Source organism: Priestia sp. D3YE.R1 (assembly GCF_049199565.1).
Classification (GTDB): domain Bacteria; phylum Bacillota; class Bacilli; order Bacillales; family Bacillaceae_H; genus Priestia; species Priestia aryabhattai.
In genome coordinates, this window is the sequence record NZ_JBLTHW010000002.1 from 890940 (window position 1) to 909837 (window position 18898).

Below are 18898 nucleotides of genomic sequence, written 5' to 3' on the forward strand. Positions count from 1 at the left end.
TTATTTAAAAGAACGGCTTTTAATTATTGGTTATTTCGATATACATAAGGATCCTTTGGAGTCTGCTCACGCTTCATTTTTGTTACTTTCAAAACAGGAATGGTTTTTTTGAACGGCTGATAGTACATTGTACTAACTTCGCCTGTAACAGTTGCCCAGTCATCATTTTTAAAATCAGCGTCATCTGGAAACTCAATGAGCATTCCAAATACCCCTGAATCTGCAATACAATGAATAATACCAAAACGAAAAAGAAAATACTGATTCTTTTTTAGCTCCTTTGTTTGATACATAAATCCTTTAAAAGAAATGGTTTTGCCACTGAATTCACCAGGATATCGGTAAATAGTTTCCATTGCATTTAAAAATTCCTCATCTTCTAAGTTGATATTATCTCCTTTAGAAAATTTTTTAAGGTCACGATGAATCATTTGGTCATAGGCTTCTTCGCCGTAAAAAGAACTTGTGTCCGGCTGTAAAAATTGATGAGAAGAATAAGGATCTTTTTTATCATAAATTGGAAAATGAAATCCTTTAGCTTCAACAATGTTAGAATCCAGGGTTGCGACAGGTAAAAATAAGACAGTGAGTACAGGTAAAATATAAATTGGGTACCATGCTCTTCGTTTCCATTTGCTTTCTTGATGGTTATGGGCACATCCACAGCTACAATCATCATCATGTTTTTTAGGACCTATCATGTAAAAGATTAATTCTGCGATAGTTAAAAACCAAAGTACAAAGATAGTACAAAATGAAATCCAAGAATATTTCATATTAATATATTTTGAGATATCCCCAGTTGCATGAAGGTGCATGAAGATGAACGTAAACCCTATTAAAATTAAAATACGAATCATGCTAAATCCCTCCTTATTAATGAACAATTAAAATCGAAACAATAAGTACTAAAATAAAAACATAAGCTAAAAGTGTAAAGACAAATTTAGTCTTAAACTGGCTTAGCATCATCAGCGTATTCTTAATGTCAAACATTGGACCAAATACCAAGAATGAAACAATAGCACTGTCTGTAAACGTACTGCGAAACGAGGAAGCGATAAACGCATCTGCAGAAGAACAAAGCGATAATACGTATGCAAGTCCCATCATTACCGCGTTTGATGAAACATCGCCTTGTCCTAACGAAAATAGGGTAGATGTCTTAACAAACGTCTGCATCCCGGCTGCAATTAATCCTCCGATAATCAGAAATTTCCCAACAGAAAAAAACTCATCAATCGTATGACGGGTAGCTTCTGAAAGCTTCGCACTCATTTTTTTGGGGGAAGTACGCAGATGAACCTCACGTTTCGTCTGAGGTGTTTTAAACTGAAAACTTAAAATGAGACCTACAAGTAAGGAAACAATAAAAGCTACTCCTGCACGATACAATACTATCTTCCAATCATTCCCGAAAGCTACAAAGGTAGAAAATAAAACAACTGGATTAATAATAGGACCTGTTAGCATAAAAGGAATAGCAGCGTAAAGAGGAACTCCTTTTGCCATTAAACGTCTAGTAATAGGAACAATTCCACATTCGCAGGCTGGAAAAAGAGCTCCAATCACACTAGCTAATAGGACAGCACCTATTTTATTTTTAGGAATAACTCGAGCCATCATTTCATCAGTTACAAAAATTTGAATAATTCCTGAAATGATTACGCCTAGTAATACAAAAGGAAGGGCTTCGATGAGAATACTAATAAATATAGTATTCATTTGTAATAGAGACGAATTCACTATCTTCACTCCAAATTAAGATTATTTAAAAGTGCATTAGTACAATAAAGTTGAATTTGGTCAACTTACAGATAGTGTATCGTAAAAAAGGAAGGGAATAAAGCTTTTTCAAGAAAGGGATTAAAAGGATTTTTCTGTTATTTATTCAAAAAATGTCCCATATTACGATAAAACTATTGACGCAACTTTAATTAACAGATAACATTGATGATAATGATTATCAGCGTCAAAAAGAGTATATACATAGGAGGAAGCGTTAAAATGAAGCAAGTTAAAAAGTTCAGACTGGCCAGTATAGCTGCTATTGTTTCTATTTTATTTGTTCTAGCAGGGTGTGGGTCAACTCAAAATTCATCAAAAGAAAATTCAGATAATACTCAAAAGGTATCTGTTCAGCATGAGCTTGGGAAAACAAAAGTTCCTAAAAATCCAAAAAAAGTCGTTGTCCTTGAACTATCTTTTGTAGATGCTTTGCAAGGTTTAGGAATGAAGCCAGTAGGAATTGCAGACGACAACAAAAAAGATATGATTGAAAAACTCGTAGGTGGGAAAATCAATTATACTTCAGTAGGAACACGTCAACAGCCAAATTTAGAAGTAATTAGTTCCCTGCAGCCGGACTTAATTATTGCCGATGTGCAGCGTCATAAAGCAATTTATAAAGAATTAAACAAAATTGCGCCTACAATTGAATTGAAAAGCCGTGAATCTACATATGAAGAAAATATAGATTCATTTAAAACAATTGCGAAAGCAGTAGGAAAAGAAAAAAAAGCAGAACAGCGCTTAAATGAGCATGAAGAAACAATTTCAAAATTAAAAAATGAGTTAAAAGAAGAAAGTGGTCAGACAGTCTTACCAGCAGTTGTCAGAGATACTTCTTTCCAAGCGCATACGTCTTCTTCTTATGACGGAGAGTTCCTTGAAAAGCTAGGGTTGAAGAACGCTGTGAAAAACAAAGAAGCATATGCTGAGATGAATTTAGAACAGTTGTCAGACATTAATCCAGATATTTTAATCCTAGCAAATAACGAAGGTAAACTTGTAACGGATGAATGGAAAACAAATCCTCTTTGGGAAAATTTAAAAGCTGTTAAAAATGATAAAGTTTTTGTAGTAGACCGTGATTTATGGACAAGATTCCGAGGAGTGATTTCAGCTGAGGCGATTGGAAAAGATACGGTTAAGTTACTAAACAATAAGCAGCAGTAACATAACAGAGTCTGACAAAGAGGCGAGAATAGTTATTCTATTCTTGCTTCTATTTGTTTAGAAAAGAAAACTGTAGAAAGTGTGTTGGAAATGACAAATCTTGTCCAAAAGCAAAAAATGAATAAATATATTGTGTTGCTAGCTAGCGTTTGTTTGTTAATCATCGGAATGATTTTGCATGTGGCTGTCGGATCTTCTGCTGTCAGCTTTACAGAGGTAATTAAGGCAATTTTTGCGCCTGATGACTCTAAGCAGACAACAATCGTACAGACGCTTAGACTGCCAAGAGCTGTGCTGGCAGCTCTTATTGGAGCCAGCTTGGCAGCTGCTGGAGCATTGATGCAAGCTATTACACGAAATTCGCTTGCCTCACCCCAAGTGTTTGGGGTAAATGCTGGTGCTTCATTAGCGATTGTAATAGCTTTTATTTTATTTCCTGACCTTACCTCTCAATCAACTGTGTATATTGCCTTTTTAGGAGCAGCTTTAGGAGGAATGACTGTTTATTTGTTCGCATCGGGAGGAAAGACAACTCATGTGAAGCTAGCACTTGCCGGAATGGCTGTGCATTTATTTTTATCGTCACTTACTCAAGGAGTAATTGTGCTAAATGAACAAGCTACGGACGTTTTGTATTGGCTTGTAGGTTCTATTAACGGGAAAGACTGGACTCATGTAAAAATTCTTTTACCTTGGTCGTTTCTAGGTCTTCTCCTAGCTTTTGGATCTTCTCGCTCTATATCGATTCTAGTACTAGGAGAAAATATGGCAACAGGGTTAGGAGAAAAGGTAAAATGGATTCGCTTTTTTGCAGGTATACTAGTCATTATGCTCGCCGGTGCATCTGTTGCTGTTGCGGGGCCAATTGGGTTTGTAGGTCTCATTGTACCTCATATAGCTAGAAAATTAGTAGGGGGAGACTACCAGCGAATTCTGCCATTTTCAGCACTACTAGGAGCCATTTTGCTTGTTTATGCTGATGTACTGTCTCGTTTCATTGCATATCCTTTTGAGTCACCAGTAGGGATTGTAACAGCTCTTATTGGAGCGCCTTTCTTTTTATACCTTGCTAGAAAAGGGAGGAATATTAAGCAATGAAAAGAAAGCACCCTTATCAAATGTTAAGTATCTTATTTTTATGTTTAATAATCACGATTGTAATTAGCTTAGGGGTAGGAGCCGTTTATATTTCCCCTGGAGAAATCTTTCAGCAAATAATTGGAAGTTATCCAGGAAGTTCATTTATTTTAACGAATTATCGTATTCCACGCACTCTCATTGCTATTGTTGTAGGTGCGGCTTTAGCAGTAGCAGGAGCTATTTTACAAGGGATATTAAAAAATCCACTGGCTTCTCCCGATGTTATCGGTGTAACAAAAGGAGCGGGGCTATTCGCCGTTTTCATCTTAATTGTATGTCCAACTGCTTCTATGCTTCTGCTGCCGCTTTCAGCTTTTTTAGGAGCAGCAGCCATAGCCGTTATACTTATGGTGTTTTCCTACTCTCAAGGAGCTAAACCTCATACGCTGGCTTTAGTTGGCGTAGCGTTAGGAGCTATTTGTCAGGCTGGAATTCAGTATTTTATGATTAAGTTTCCAGATGACGTGAATACAACTCTTCTTTGGCTCACAGGAAGTTTATGGGGAAGAGGCTGGAGTGAGCTTTGGATGTTAATTCCTTGTGTTGCACTCGTGCCTTTTATTATTATATTTGCATCTAAGCTCGACATTTTAAACTTAGGAGATGAGATTGCAGTTGGCTTAGGAGAGCGAACGAAATACGTTCGTTATACACTATTGAGTATGGCTGTGATATTGACAGGGTTATCTGTAGCAGTGGTTGGGTCAATTGGTTTTATTGGTTTAATTGCTCCTCATATTGGCAGGAGGTTAGTAGGAAGCCGTTCGAAATTCTTGTTACCAGTTTCGGCAGCAGTAGGTGCTTTATTCCTGCTAATTGCTGATAGTTTAGGAAGAGGGGTTATGCCGCCCGTTGAGATTCCAGCTGGAATCGTAACAGCTGTTATTGGCGCCCCTTATTTTCTATATTTACTGCGCCGTGAGCAGAAAAAATAGAGGAAAGGAGGAACACAGTAATGACAAAATTAACTGCTGAAAAACTTTCACTATCATATGATTCAACTTCTGTTATTCGTAATATTGACCTTCACATTCCAGAAGGAAAGGTAAGCATAATCATTGGATCAAATGGCTGCGGAAAATCAACAATCCTTCGTTCATTGGCCCGTTTATTAAAGCCTACAGAAGGAAGTATATATTTAAATGGAAAAGATATTCATCGTCATTCATCAAAAGAAGTAGCAAAAAAACTGGCTATTTTGCCTCAAGCTCCTGAAGCTCCTGAAGATTTAACAGTAAAAGAGCTGTGCTATTACGGTCGTCACCCTCATAAGGGCTTATTTGCTCGCTATTCTGCTGAAGATCATCAAGTTGTAGAGGAGGCTTTACAGGCAACCAAACTGTCTAATTTAAGTCATCGTACACTGGATGCTCTCTCTGGAGGACAGCGTCAGAGAGCATGGATTGCAATGGCATTGGCACAGGGTACGGAGCTTCTGCTTTTGGATGAGCCTACCACATATTTAGATTTAGCTCATCAGATTGAAGTGCTTGAACTTCTTCGTTCCTTAAACCAAAAGAGAAATTGTACAATTGTGATGGTCTTACACGATTTAAACCAAGCAGCTCGCTATGCAGACCATTTAATCAGTATTTCAAACGGTCAGATTTACAAAGAAGGTTCTTCTGCTCAAGTATTTACAGAAGAAATGATAAGAGATGTGTTTAATTTATCCTCAACTATTATTCAAAATCCGGTTGATGGTTCACCTTTATGCATACCAACTGGAATTATAAAATAAACTGCGTTTTAAAACAGCGTACTATTTTTACATAGTACGCTGTTTTACATTTAAGATCAGAGCTAACAGTTTATACAATACATAGATTCCAAGATATGCACCGGTTAATAAAAAAGCTGAATTTAAAAAGATTGCATGAATGCTCGTCATAAAAACAGTATGGTTTTTTAAGATACGGTAGATAGAAGCAGCAGCTATATTTCCAAATACCAGCGCTGAAAGAAGGGCTAGCGTATTAAAAACTAGCTCTGCTCCTTTCCATTTGAGTGAGAAAAAGAGCATGATAACAGGAACAATAATACTTCCAGAAACCAACAGGAAAATCAATAGACCATCTCCAGTACGTTATCTTATTACAGTTACATAAGATAATGTTTTTACTTATTTTTAGATAGTCTTCCCTTTTTATGGTCTGTTAAGCTTTTTTCTTCCATTTTTTACTTATGTAAAAAAGTAAAATAATGGATAAAACCACTAAGATGATTTTGCCTTGCATAGATCCTTGGGAAATATGATAAACCGAATAAACTTCAATAAAAAGCGCTGGAATTTTTCCAAGTGCGCTAGCAGAAATGAATACCGCAAAGGAGCCTTGTCCTACAGCGCTGAAGAATGTAATGAGGCCTGATGGAACAAAGGGAAGTAATCGCAAAGAAAGAATGAATATAAAACTCTCTTTCCCTTGTACGCGCAGCAGCTTTAGCCACTTGGAGTGAGAAGGTGTTTTTGTATGAACAAGTGTACGGAAACCTTTTCGGTACAGCCAAAAAGAGAGAGCTACACCTAAAACTTCTCCAATAAAAGAAAGCAAAAATCCGTTCCAAAAACCAAATAATTTTACATTTACGAACGTAAGGGGCGCGCTAGGAAATACGCCCGTAATGCTAATAAGGATGTTCAAGAGAACACTAATAAGCTCTGCTGCTTCTAAGTGTTCAACCAGAAATGTTTGAAGGTAGTCAGCCATGTTATACTCCCGTTTATGTTTTATATGTAGGGCTAATGTAAGCTCATTTTCTACTATTATATAATTTTTGGCATGAAATAAGCAGTATGCAGTTTATAAAAAACGAAACAGGGTAACTACTTACTAATGAAAGATGATTTACTCATTTGAAGGGATGGACAACTCATGTTGAAATTTTTGCTTGTTATTGTGGTTGTATTATTAATTATTATGATTTTTAAACGCATTATCCGAAAATAAAAAAGCTAACTAAGCAGCTCGTGAGACCTTTCTCACGAGCTCTTTTGCGGAGCTATTCAGCAGCTCAACAATATACTTTTTACTGTGATGAATATCACTGCAGCTAGGGGAATGAAGAGGTAAGATAGAAATGGGAGGGAGGTATATGGAACTATTATTCTATCTCAGCACTTATTTATCAGGGGGAGCTATCGCATTATGGCTAATTAATGCAGCATTTAATGGATTATTAAAATAACAGAGGGAGAGAAAATGAACGATTCTAAAGGTATATTTAACAATAAAGAAAGAAAGCTTGCTCGCTATTTGGAGACGTACACAACCGAGCAGATTTTAAACGAAGCAGGCATGTCTTCATCTGCTGCGTTATATGAGTTGAAAAAAATAAGATTACCGCGGGCAGTTGCTAATACGATTGTTTATTACGTCCTGGCAACAAATAATCAAAAGCTGGTTATGTACAAACTGCTAATGTTAGCTGGCGTTTGTAAAAAGCTTGGCATTCAAGATGCAAACGCAGCCCTCACTTTTATCAAAAAATATTACGTTTGTCATCAGCATTTACACTAAAAAGTACATCTTTCTGAGGGGGAAAAGAGATGAATATTGTCCCGTTTAAGCAGCGTTCATCTGTGGAAATTTATCAAGGTAGAGAACAGCCGTTTCAATGTTTCATTGAGGGAGATCGATTTCAGTTAGATTTGTATATGACATATTTATTTCATTGCTGCCATTCTAGCAGGTATAGATATAGCCGTGCTAACAGAAAGGGTAGGATGTAATGATAAGATACCAGTGGTAAGCGGCTTCATTTTTCCTCATGGAATAATGAAGCCGTTTGTTGTGTTAGAAAGAATGATTTACTATGATGTAGTTAATGATAAAAGAAAGAGGAAGGGAAGGAACGTAATGGACGTACATAAGTGGGAATATTGGATTTCAAAGCTCGAGCTGCAGCCTCATCCAGAAGGAGGGTTTTATAAGCAAACCTATCGCTCCAATGATGAAATTTCTGATAAAGAAGTGTCATCGCAGTTTAATGATAAACGATTTCTATATACAAGTATTTATTTTTTATTAAGGTCTCAAGATGTATCACATTTCCACCGGCTGCAATCAGATGAATTATGGTACTATCATGGGGGAAGTCCTTTAACCATTCATATTATCTACCGCGACGGAACTTATCAAGAAGTAAAACTAGGTACAAACTTAGAAAATGGAGAAGTTCCTCAATTTTTAGTTCCAAGAGATACCATTTTCGGTTCCTCTGTCGCAAATGAGAATACGTTTTCCCTGGTAGGATGTATGGTCGCACCAGGCTTTGATTTCCGTGACTTTGAATTATTCACAAAACAGCAGCTGCTTGATGAATTCCCCGAGCATGTCGTGATCATCGACAAATTAGGGTACGATAAATTGCCAAATGATTAAAAAGCATGCATCTCGGTTTGATGCATGCTTTTTTCATTTGAACCAGCCTTTTTCCTTAAAGCGAGTAATGGCTTCAATGCGGTTCTTTACTTCGAGTTTGTCCAGAATGGTAGAAATATAGTTGCGCACTGTTCCAGTCTTAATAGATAGTTCATCAGCAATTTCTTTTGTGTTTTTTCCATCAGCTACTAGAGCTAATACTTCTTTCTCTCTTGCTGTAAGAGGACTGGTAGATTCACTATATAAGTCATCCACTAATTCTGGAGCATAGAGGCGCCTGCCTGCCATCACGCTTCGAATTGAATTTGCGAGTTCTTCACTTGGACTATCTTTTAGCAAGTATCCACTCACGCCTGCTTTCAAAGCTCTTTGAAAATAGCCGGAGCGAGCGAACGTTGTCAAAATGATGACTTTGCAGTTTAAATCTTTCAGTTCCTCTGCAGCTTCAAGCCCAGTTTTAAGAGGCATCTCGATATCCATTACGCATATATCTGGCTGATGCTGCTTAGCAAGTGATACCGCTTGTTCCCCATTTGAAGCTTTTCCGACAACTTCCATGTCATCTTCTAAATTTAACAAAGAGCCTAAAGCTCCTAACATCATTTGCTGATCTTCGGCAATGACAATTCGAATCATAATTGTTCCTCCTTAATATGTTTGACGATGTTTGGAACTGTAATATGAATAATCGTCCCCCCTTGACTGGAGATATCAAGATGGCCGTTTACAAACTCCAACCGCTCTTTCATTCCTAAAAGACCGTTTCCTTCCCAGCAGGTTTTTTTCGTATTAATACCCACTCCATTGTCTTCTACCGTTATGCCTACTTCTTTTGCAGACTGATGTAAAGTAATCGTGCAAACGGTGGCTTGACTATGTTTGACCACATTGGTTACTGCTTCTTTTAAGCACATGCTAAGAATATTTTCAATTAGCAAAGACACATTCTCTAGTGAAATAGCCTTTTCTCCTACAAACGTAATTTCGGCAGCTTCTAAAAGCTCTTGAACGCGTTTTAGTTCTTCGCTAAGGCGGATTCCACGCATTTGGGAAACCATTTTTCTCACTTCATTAAGAGCCGTGCGCGCTGTTTGCTGGACATCTTTTAATTCTGATTTTGCTTTTTCAGGATCTTTTGCAATAAGTTTTCTTGCTAAATCACTTTTTAGACCGATAAGAGACAGCTTTTGCCCTAACGTATCGTGCAGGTCGCGAGCTATACGCTGGCGCTCTTCCTGTTTTACAAGCTCAGAAATACGTTTATTTGCATCTTCCAGCTGTTCTTCCAGTCGGTCTCGCTTCTTCCGGTTATAAATGCTAAATGGCAGTACAATCACACTGATGGAAATTACAAAAATGAAAGGCAGCTGTTTTAAAAAGATCTCTTCTTGCATAACAACGTTAAAGTTTACCGAAATAACGGTGCTGATCAAATGAACAGCATACAAAGTGAAGAAAGCGAGCCGCTTGTGGATATTTCCAATAAAATAAGCGATAAAAAAAGCGAAGTAAAAAGCAAAGTAAATATAATTAAAAATCGTTGTTAGGGCTAAGGAAATGACGATTAATAAAGCCGTCCAGACGTAAACGGACTTGTCTGTTGAAACAAATGCAAAACGATAGAAAATAAAAAATAAGATGGTGAGTAAAGAGCCAAGAATAATGTGATTCATGGATGAAGACTGTAAGATAAAATAAAATGGTAAAATGGCAAATACCGTCCATATGTAAGGAGATAGCCCAGTGATTTTTTGGAAAAACGTATATTTTTTCATAAAGAACCTCATTTGCTTGTTAAAATACACTATTAGTTTACCACAAAGTAGAATGAAATAAGTTTAGGCGGATAGATAAAACAGTCAAGCTTTTGAAAGCTTGACTGTTTTATTAAAGTTCTGCTTTTGTTTGAGATGAAATTCTGCTTGCTTTTGGTCCAGCTGAGCGTTTTTTTATTTCTTTAAAGCTCACAAACATTTTGTTTTCTTCATCCCATAAACGGAATCGAAGAGAGCGAAGGCTTGTTGCGAGTGTAATGGTTGGTACATTTTGAAGAGGCTGTGTGTGTTGATGAACAGCTTCAAGCTTATAGTTGGGCACTCTTGGGCTTAAATGATGTACGTGGTGAAACCCGATATTGCCTGTTAGCCATTGCAATAGTTTTGGAAGCTTGTAAAATGAACTTCCTTCAACGGCTGCTTTTACATAATCCCAGTGCTCATCTTCTTCAAAATAAGAATCTTCAAATTGATGCTGTACATAAAACAGCCAAATTCCAATTGAACCTGAAATGAAGAAAATCGGTCCTTGAATTAATACAAACGCCTGCCAACCTACCAACCAGCAGGTCGCTGCTGCTAATGCAACAATCAATACATTTGTAAGATACGTGTTCATTCTCTCTTTTTTCTTCGCATTTTTTCGATTGAATCGGTTTGTAATCAAAAATACATATATAGGTCCCACGCCGAACATAACGAACGGGTTGCGATAGATACGGTAAGCGATTTTTTTCCAAATAGAAGCTTCTTTATATTCTGTTACGGTTAACACCCAAATGTCACCTGTACCTCTTTTATCTAAGTTGCTGCTTGTTGCATGGTGAATGGCATGGCTATGTCCCCATTGACTGTAAGGAAACATCGTTAAGACACCGGTAATTGTTCCGAGAATTTTATTGTGTTGTCTATTCTTAAAGAAAGAGTAGTGACAACAGTCATGAAAAATAATGAATATTCTTACTAAAAACCCTGCTGCGATAACAGTTAGCGGAAATGCTAAAAAATAAGAAATTGAAAGGCTCTCATAAGCGAGAAACCATAGTGTGAAAAAAGGTAAAAAAGTATTAATCAATTGTCTTATGCTGTCTTTCATTACTGCTTTTTCAAAAGGTGCAACTTGTTTTCGTAAATTCTTTTGTTTTTGTATAGTCATATGAAATTCCTTTCATCACCGTATATTATCCTCAGTATAAAGGGATTTTTCTGACTATTTAAGACATACGTGTCATATAGAAACTATGACACTTGTCATATATACGTAGGGGGAAGCTGTAAAAAATGAAAAAAAGCGGTATTTAACAGTCTGCGGTTCTGATAAAATTATACAGTGAAGGCTTATTGTTACGGAGCATTTAAGGAGAAAAAGGAGTTTGAAATGAATAAAAGAAATAGATGGGTATATTTGCTTCTAGCTATTATTATCATGGGAGCAGGCCTTTTATCAAGAAAACTTGCTGCGTATCTTCCTCACATCGTAAATATATATGCGGGAGATTCGTTATGGGCCTTAATGATTTTTGTCAGCGCGGGTTTTTTGTTTCCTACATGGAGAACAAAAATGATTGGTACGTTTGCTATAGTGTTTTGTTACTTCATTGAATTTACACAGCTGTATCACGCTCCGTGGATTGATGACATAAGAAAGACAGCGTTAGGAGGGCTCATTCTGGGGTATGGCTTCTTATGGAGCGATATACTAGCCTATTCGATTGGAGTCGCGGCAGGAATGAGCTGCGAGTACTATAGATATCGATTTAAAAGATCCGCCTAGCAAATACGGTTCAATGAATCTTAGAACTAAGCTGAGGATGGAATAAGCCTTAGGGTTATGAAGCAGGATGTATATACATAAAAATAAACTTATGCATAAAACTTTTTATTTAAAACCTATTGTCTATTCGTTGAACAAGAGGAAGAGAGGGGATTATTTGAATTTAATAGCCTGGATGATTATTGCATGTGAAATCGCTTTTTGGATAGTCATCATTTTAGGATTAGCAACAAGGTATATGTTTAAGAAACAAAAGCTCAGTTTTTTTATTTTAGCTCTAACACCCGTTGTTGATTTTTTTCTTCTGATTGTGACGAGCGTAGACCTTTACGGAGGTGCTAAAGCGACTTACGCTCATGCTATTGCAACCGTGTATATTGGAATTTCGATCGCTTTTGGAAAAAGTATGATTCAATGGGCAGACGAACGCTTTCAATATTATGTGATGAAAAGCGGTGAAAAACCTCGTAGGCGCTATGGAAAAGAATATGCAAAGCATTATTTTAAGTCATGGATACAGCATCTTGTTGCTTACGCTATTGGGGCAACTCTTTTAGCGGCGATGATGTATATAGTACCAAATGGAAAAACCAACGTGCTGCAAAATGTAGTGGAATTTTGGACAGTTATTGTAGGAATTGATTTCTTATTATCTCTTTCTAATTTTGTTTGGCCTAAAAAAGAAAAAGAGTCCGGTTATACCAACTTATAAAAAGGCATCGTCATGCGTGAAAAACCAGTGAAAAAACCTCTTCGTAAAGAGGTTTTTTCTTTTACCGTCCAGGGTATAGGTATATAAATGATGCTTGTCTGAGGTAGTTCAGTTTAGTTGCTTAAGCGGCTAAACTGCTTTTTGTGCAAATATATGTACATTTTATGTGGCATGCATGATAAGAATTCTGTGTATTCCATATACTACCTCATATGAAAGATAGACAAGTGATACAATACAGTTTGTTTTTAGGAGAGCTTTTATGAAAAAACGCCGGTTGGACTTTATTTTTTTATTTATTATTTTACTTTCAATTTATGCTTTCTTTTTTACCTCTATTGATATTCATTGGAAGTATGCCTTAGTTGGATTATATGGTGTCATCATTTTCATTTGTATGTATTCACTTATGCTTGAAAATCGAACGCCTGAAAGTACGTTGGTTTGGATGTATGTCCTCTTTTTCTTCCCTGTTGCAGGTTTTTTCTTTTATTTGTATTCAGGACAGCTCTATTTAAAGGGGCATATGTTCAAAAAAAAGCGTATGCATAACCGAGAGATGCTTAGAAAGATGGCAGATAAAGAAACGACGCCTGATCTATCTACGCTTCAATCTCATCAGCGTTACTTTGCTCAGTATCTTCAATGTGTATCTTTGACAAAGATGAATGTTCATACAAAAACCTACGTCCTTAAGAACGGGCAAGAAACGTTTAATGAAATCAAAAAGCATTTGCAATCAGCAAAACATTTTATTCATATGGAATACTATATGTTTCACTCAGATTCTCTAGGAAAAGAAATCATTGATATTTTAATAAAAAAAGCAAGCGAAGGTATAGAAGTGCGCTTTACATTCGATACAATGGGAAGCTTTACACTATCGGGTTCAGATATTAAACGAATGAAGAAAGCGAATATTAAAGTGTATCCTTTCCTACCTATTAAGTATGGATTTTTTAATCAAAAATTCAACTTTCGAAACCACCGTAAAATAGTCGTAATTGACGGGGAAGTAGGTTTTGTAGGGGGATTGAATGTTGGGGATGAGTATCTAGGGAAAAACAAAAAAATTGGCTTTTGGAGAGATACTCATCTGATGCTAAAAGGTGAATCCGTTCAAACCTTGCATTCAATCTTTATGTTCGATTGGGAATACGTTTCTGGGGAATGCTTAATTAACAATGAATCCTATACAAAACCTCATCCTGTCGAAGGGGAAGGCTTTGTGCAAGTGGTGGCGACGGGGCCAGATACGCAGGAAAATATGAGTGATTATTACTATACTATGATTACAAGCGCGACGAAATCAATCTGGATTTCAACTCCTTATTTTGTTCCAAATGAAGCCATAAGAACAGCCCTTCGTATTGCGGCTAGAAAAGGTGTAGAGGTACGAATTATGGTACCAGAAATTAATGATGGCTTTCTGACTCAATATGGAACAAGGTCATATTTTGCCGAACTTCTTCGATGTGGAATTGAAGTATATTCGTATAGAAAAGGGTTTTTGCATCAAAAAATTGTGATTATAGACGGAGATATGGCTTCGGTCGGTACTGCAAATATGGATATGAGAAGTTTTCATCTGAACTTTGAAGTTAATGCATTTTTAATTGAAGGAGAGACGATTCAAACGCTCATCAAAAATTACGAAGAAGATATGGAAGACAGTCATTTGATCAAACCGGTAGCATTTTACAAGCGAAGCTTAGTAGAACGTTCGAAAGAGTCATTTGCTCGCTTATTTTCAGGTGTTTTATAAAATAAAGTTTGTTTTCAAAAAGCAGGAGGAAACGTATGGGTGAATCTCCATTTGTTAAAAAAGATACGTTTGGTCGAAAGTTACATCGCTTAAAAGAACGTACTAAGCCATTTGTCGTGCGTTTTTCACGGTTTGGTCATGTGGCTCAAGGTGTGGTCTATTTTATCATCGGTATATTAGCGATTCAGACAGCTTTCGGATTAAAAGGCGATTTAGTTACTTCTCAAGGAGCCCTGCACACAATTGCAAAGCAGCCGTTTGGATTTTTAATTTTAATTATTTTGGCAGTAGGTTTAAGTGGATATGCGTTTTGGCAAATTATTTCTGCTATTTTTGATCCTCACCACGTTGGGCATGGTGTAAAAGGCGTTTTTACTCGTTTAGGCTATTTAGTTGTAGCCACGTTTTATATTAGTCTTTGTGTGAGTTCGGTAAAAATTTTGCTTCATGCTCACGTTCATACGTCAGGTAAGCATTATCAAACGGTATCAGCCAAGTTGTTATCTTACCCCTTTGGGCAAACCATCATTGCGCTTACAGGCATCGGCGTTATTATCTTTGGGATTGGACAAGTATATTGGGCTCTTTCAGGACGCTTCCTAAAAAAACTAAAGAAAAACGAAATGTCAAAAGAAGAGTGGCGATGGAGCGGGCATATTGGAAAAGCGGGTATTATTGCTCGAAGTATCGTCTTTGGCATTATTGGCTTCTTTCTTATTCGCACGGCTCTTCAAGCGGATCCAGACGAAACGAAAGGGTTAGATGGAGCCCTTGCTGAAGTAGCACAGCGTCCTTTTGGGTCTGTACTGCTGGCCATCGTATCAATCGGGCTTATGGCATACGGAGTATATATGTTTGCAGAATCAAGGTATAAACGAATTGATCCTTAATAAAATTAAAAAGATGAAAAAGCTACTTTTTGGCCTTCTGCTCATATCATATAGCAGATAGATAGTGAACAGGAGGAGAGGCAGATGCCATCGGTAGTAGGAGCCGTAAATATCTCGAATGTATTGGTTTCATCTTCAGTGGAGTTTGGTGATTGTCTGGCTATTAAGCCAAAGAGTACAGCTTTTACGACAGTCGGTTCTGGTAGCGGGAATACAGGGAATTTTATGAATATTACAAGCAGTGCCAGTACCGCTAATACAATTGATATGGATATTAAGGATCAAAATGTAGTGGGAAATGCATAAGAAACGAAAGCTTATCGTCATCGGACGGTAAGCTTTTTTATTTGAGTTTTACGTATACCCAGACGTTTCTTTACCACAATGTACCTCTAGGATTCTATCTTATAGGAGTAGTAAACTAGACAGGTGATGTCAAAAAGTGGGGAGGCGAAATTATAAAATGAAAAAAATATGTATGAGCCTGATTATTCTCTGTCTTTTCAGTGGAGGATTGGCCCCGATGAGTAAAGGAGACGCTGCTTCTTCAGTGGGCACTGTCAAAGGTGGCAACGTAAACGTATATCGTTCTCCTTCCTTACATTCTTCTGTTATGCAGACAGTGAAAAAAGGAGAAGAATTTCCTGTCATTTCATCTGAAGCTGGAGATGCAGCTCAAGTTACTACTCATACGGTAGTGCCGGGAAATACACTATGGCTATTAGCTAAGCAATACGGTATAACAGTCAGTGATCTGATAAAACAAAATCAGCTAAAAAAGACGGAGCTGATTCCAGGGCAAACGTTAAAAATACCAGCAAAAGGCTTGTTACATAAAGTAGTATCAGGAGATACGCTTTGGAAAATCTCCGTAAAGTACGGTGTAAAAGCGAATGAATTAACAAAGTTAAATCAGCTATCATCAACAAATATTAAGCCTGGACAAATGCTTATTATCCCTGATTACTATGTACAAGTACAGCTTTTGGAAGGGAAAAAGGGCTGGATCAAAAAATCTGATTTAGCGCAAAAGAAGCATCAGCCCGTAGTTATGGGGTGGAGCTTTAATGAAAAAGCAGCAGGCTACACAGAATCGATGAAGCAAAAAAATTTAGACGTTGTTTCACCTCGTTGGTTTACGCTAACGTCAAATGACAAAGTTGTTTCATCTTCTATAAATGAATCATATGTTCAAACGGCTCATAAAAACGGCAAAAAAGTCTGGCCGCTTATTGGTAACAATTTTGATGATGTGCTTACAAGTGATGTGCTAAGTAACAAAGCAAAGCGGCAAAAACTTGTATCGTCAGTAGAAAGTTCGCTAGTGAAAACAAAGAGTGACGGTATTAACGTTGACTTTGAAAATATTAATATCAAAAACAAACAAGATTTTGTTTTATTTATTAAAGAATTAAAAGCAGCGTTAAAGCCTCATGGTATGACTGTTTCAGTAGACGTAACAAGAGAAAATAATGATCCGTTTTGGTCGGGAAGCTTTGATAGAAAACAGATTGGTCAAGTGGCAGACTATGTCATTATGATGGGATATGAAGAACACTGGGGAGGAAGTCAGGTTCCAGGATCTGTTGCTTCGCTGCCTTGGGTGAAAGAAGGAACACAACTTCTTATGAAAGATGTACCAGCACATAAAATCCTGCTGGGAGTTCCTTTTTATACGCGAGAATGGAAAACGGACTTATCAACCAAAAAAGTTGTCACAAAAGACTTAACGATGAAAGAAGCGGAAGCAGTTATCTCTTCTAAAAAGTTAACTAAAAAATGGGATAGCCAAACCTCGCAGTACTATGTGGAATACACCGAAAATGGTACGAAGCATCAAATATGGCTCGAAGACAAAGCATCTATGCAGCGCCGAGTTAATTTGATTAAGGACTATCATTTAGGCGGGGCGGCAGCTTGGTATATTGGTTCAGAAACCTCAGATATATGGGAGTTATACAACTTTTAAATAAAAAACGCACCTCTTGCTTGATTTAGCGAGGTGCGTTTTTTATTTGCATCATAATGAAGCGCATACATCTATTTACAAACAAGATAAATTTTACAATATTTGTTTTTCTTGAGTTAATTTATAACCATATTCCAAAATGAGCCTATTTAACCTTTTTTTAGTTGAAAACGCTTAATGACTTTACGATAAAGATAATTTATAGTAAATTCAGTTTCTATACAATAAATTTACTAAATTAACAATTAAGTCATTTAATTATTAACTAAGTGAAAGGAATGGATGTTATGGGAAATGTATTAGTGATAGGCTTTCCAGGTGAAGGACATGTGAACCCTTCTTTAGGAATTGTAAAAGAATTGATGGCTCAAGGGGAAAAGGTTGTCTATTATGGCATTGAAGACTATGCTGAAAAAATTAAAAAATCAGGAGCGACATTTCGTGAATACGAAGATTTTCGTCCAAGTCTTGATATGAGTAACCGAATGACTAAAGAAGAGTCTTATGACCGCTATGAAATAATGAACTTATTTTTAAATGAATCTGAAAATATTATTACTAAAATTATGAGTGAAACAAAACATGAAACATATGATTATGTACTTTACGATTATCACCTTTTAGCAGGTTCCGCTGTGGCCGACCTTCTTCAGCTTCCAAAGGTTTCTCTTTGTACGACGTTTGCGTTAAATAAGGAGTTAGCAACTTGTATGATGCCAAGTGGTCAAACAGAACCTGACCAATCTTCCTTTTATCCTCAATTCGAAAAATCATTAAATAAGTTCAACAATCAATATAATACTGAGTTAAAAGATTCCATGGACATTATGTCAAATCCAGGGGATATTACGTTAGTATTTACGTCAGAATTTTTTCAGCCACACGTATCTGAATTTACGAATGAGTACAAGTTTATTGGTCCTTCAATTGTTAAACGACTAGATATTGAAGATCCTTCTTATTTACAAAATGAAAATGAAAAAATTATTTTTGTTTCTATGGGAACTATTTTTAATCAGCAGCTAGAAATCTATAACTTATGTATAGAAGCATTAAAAGATTTTAAGGGTAAAGTTATTTTATCTATTGGTAAAAATACAAAACCTGAAGAATTAGCACACATTCCAGAAAACTTCATTGTGAAACAATACGTACCGCAGCTAGAAATTTTAAAACGTGCGGATTTATTTATTACTCACGGCGGAATGAACAGCAGCAGTGAAGGTTTATACTACGATACGCCGCTTGTCGTTATTCCAATGGCAGTGGATCAATTTATGGTTGGAGATCGCGTGCAGGAGTTAGGAGCAGGCGTGAAATTAGATAAAAATAATGTATCTGCTGAGCTAATCAAAAATACAGTTAACGACGTTTTAACTACTCCCGCATATAAACAGCATGCACAACAAATTGGAGAATCACTTCGCTCAGCAGGAGGATACAAGCAAGGAGTGAAAGAAATTTTCAAGATGGTGCCTGTTAAAGTGTAATAGATGTAAGGCAGCTAGATAACTAACAGAGAGGAGTAAATAA

General features: G+C 36.8%; 20 protein-coding genes. 13 read left to right on the forward strand and 7 right to left on the reverse strand.

All coding sequences use genetic code 11. The features are described 5' to 3' along the window. Positions 1–23 precede the first annotated feature (23 nt). The gene (locus ACOZIR_RS16715) at positions 24–860 is read right to left on the reverse strand and encodes a TIGR03943 family putative permease subunit (RefSeq protein WP_045294375.1); all 837 of its coding nucleotides are present in this window, start codon (positions 858–860) and stop codon (positions 24–26) included. Positions 861–876: 16 nt separating this feature from the next. Then, positions 877–1746 carry a permease gene (locus tag ACOZIR_RS16720; RefSeq protein WP_045294376.1) on the reverse strand — a complete coding sequence of 290 codons (870 nt, stop codon included), beginning with the start codon at positions 1744–1746 and terminating at the stop codon, positions 877–879. A 261-nt stretch (positions 1747–2007) separates the two neighbouring features. Between ACOZIR_RS16720 and ACOZIR_RS16725 the strand changes: the two genes are divergently transcribed. From ACOZIR_RS16725 to ACOZIR_RS16740, 4 genes are all read left to right on the forward strand, one after another. Next, complete coding sequence (locus ACOZIR_RS16725) at positions 2008–2958, forward strand: ABC transporter substrate-binding protein (protein ID WP_328120002.1); 951 nt, start codon at positions 2008–2010, stop codon at positions 2956–2958. Positions 2959–3048: 90 nt separating this feature from the next. Next, complete coding sequence (locus ACOZIR_RS16730; protein WP_045294378.1) at positions 3049–4056, forward strand: FecCD family ABC transporter permease; 1008 nt, start codon at positions 3049–3051, stop codon at positions 4054–4056. After that, entirely contained in the window at positions 4053–5033 is a 981-nt protein-coding gene (locus tag ACOZIR_RS16735; RefSeq protein WP_328120003.1) for a FecCD family ABC transporter permease, read from the forward strand. Before ACOZIR_RS16730 ends, ACOZIR_RS16735 begins: the two co-directional genes overlap by 4 nt. Before the next feature lie 20 nt (positions 5034–5053). After that, positions 5054–5839 carry an ABC transporter ATP-binding protein gene (locus ACOZIR_RS16740; RefSeq protein ID WP_045294381.1) on the forward strand — a complete coding sequence of 262 codons (786 nt, stop codon included), beginning with the start codon at positions 5054–5056 and terminating at the stop codon, positions 5837–5839. Positions 5840–5866: 27 nt separating this feature from the next. Here ACOZIR_RS16740 and ACOZIR_RS16745 read toward each other — a convergent pair whose 3' ends face one another. Both ACOZIR_RS16745 and ACOZIR_RS16750 read right to left on the reverse strand, forming a co-directional pair. Then, entirely contained in the window at positions 5867–6166 is a 300-nt protein-coding gene (locus ACOZIR_RS16745) for a hypothetical protein (protein WP_045294382.1), read from the reverse strand. 88 nt (positions 6167–6254) lie between these two features. Further along, complete coding sequence (locus ACOZIR_RS16750; protein ID WP_045294383.1) at positions 6255–6806, reverse strand: TVP38/TMEM64 family protein; 552 nt, start codon at positions 6804–6806, stop codon at positions 6255–6257. A gap of 492 nt (positions 6807–7298) precedes the next feature. On the opposite strand from ACOZIR_RS16750, the gene ACOZIR_RS16755 reads away from it, so the two are divergent. Further along, positions 7299–7616, forward strand: a complete 318-nt coding sequence (locus tag ACOZIR_RS16755) for a hypothetical protein (RefSeq protein ID WP_045294384.1) — start codon at positions 7299–7301, stop codon at positions 7614–7616. A gap of 339 nt (positions 7617–7955) precedes the next feature. Further along, a complete protein-coding gene (locus ACOZIR_RS16760; RefSeq protein ID WP_045294394.1) occupies positions 7956–8480 on the forward strand; it encodes a cupin domain-containing protein in 525 nt (174 codons plus the stop codon). 33 nt (positions 8481–8513) lie between these two features. On the opposite strand, the gene ACOZIR_RS16765 is transcribed toward ACOZIR_RS16760, so the two are convergent. From ACOZIR_RS16765 to ACOZIR_RS16775, 3 genes are all read right to left on the reverse strand, one after another. Continuing rightward, positions 8514–9116 (reverse strand): response regulator transcription factor, encoded by a 603-nt coding sequence (locus ACOZIR_RS16765; protein ID WP_013056197.1) that lies wholly within the window; start codon positions 9114–9116, stop codon positions 8514–8516. Then, entirely contained in the window at positions 9113–10255 is a 1143-nt protein-coding gene (locus ACOZIR_RS16770; RefSeq protein ID WP_045294385.1) for a sensor histidine kinase, read from the reverse strand. The genes ACOZIR_RS16765 and ACOZIR_RS16770 overlap by 4 nt, the downstream gene beginning before the upstream one ends. 112 nt (positions 10256–10367) lie before the next feature. Beyond that, positions 10368–11411: a fatty acid desaturase gene (locus ACOZIR_RS16775; protein ID WP_045294386.1), complete on the reverse strand. Its 1044-nt coding sequence runs from the start codon at positions 11409–11411 to the stop codon at positions 10368–10370. 222 nt (positions 11412–11633) lie between these two features. Here ACOZIR_RS16775 and ACOZIR_RS16780 point away from each other — a divergent pair, with 222 nt between their 5' ends. The 7 genes from ACOZIR_RS16780 to ACOZIR_RS16810 all read left to right on the forward strand — a co-directional run bounded on the left by ACOZIR_RS16780 (position 11634) and on the right by ACOZIR_RS16810 (position 18855). Continuing rightward, complete coding sequence (locus ACOZIR_RS16780; RefSeq protein WP_328120004.1) at positions 11634–12029, forward strand: DUF2809 domain-containing protein; 396 nt, start codon at positions 11634–11636, stop codon at positions 12027–12029. A 157-nt stretch (positions 12030–12186) separates the two neighbouring features. Further along, positions 12187–12741, forward strand: a complete 555-nt coding sequence (locus ACOZIR_RS16785) for a hypothetical protein (protein ID WP_328120005.1) — start codon at positions 12187–12189, stop codon at positions 12739–12741. A 262-nt stretch (positions 12742–13003) separates the two neighbouring features. After that, positions 13004–14506 (forward strand): cardiolipin synthase, encoded by a 1503-nt coding sequence (cls, locus tag ACOZIR_RS16790; protein ID WP_328120006.1) that lies wholly within the window; start codon positions 13004–13006, stop codon positions 14504–14506. 35 nt (positions 14507–14541) lie between these two features. Next, positions 14542–15396, forward strand: a complete 855-nt coding sequence (locus tag ACOZIR_RS16795) for a DUF1206 domain-containing protein (RefSeq protein WP_045294390.1) — start codon at positions 14542–14544, stop codon at positions 15394–15396. 84 nt (positions 15397–15480) lie between these two features. Then, positions 15481–15702, forward strand: a complete 222-nt coding sequence (locus tag ACOZIR_RS16800; protein ID WP_045294391.1) for a spore germination protein — start codon at positions 15481–15483, stop codon at positions 15700–15702. Positions 15703–15919: 217 nt separating this feature from the next. Beyond that, positions 15920–17365, forward strand: coding sequence for a glycosyl hydrolase family 18 protein (locus tag ACOZIR_RS16805; RefSeq protein WP_328120007.1), 1446 nt, complete (start codon positions 15920–15922; stop codon positions 17363–17365). Positions 17366–17652: 287 nt separating this feature from the next. Further along, positions 17653–18855, forward strand: coding sequence for a macrolide family glycosyltransferase (locus tag ACOZIR_RS16810; protein WP_328120008.1), 1203 nt, complete (start codon positions 17653–17655; stop codon positions 18853–18855). Positions 18856–18898 lie beyond the last annotated feature (43 nt).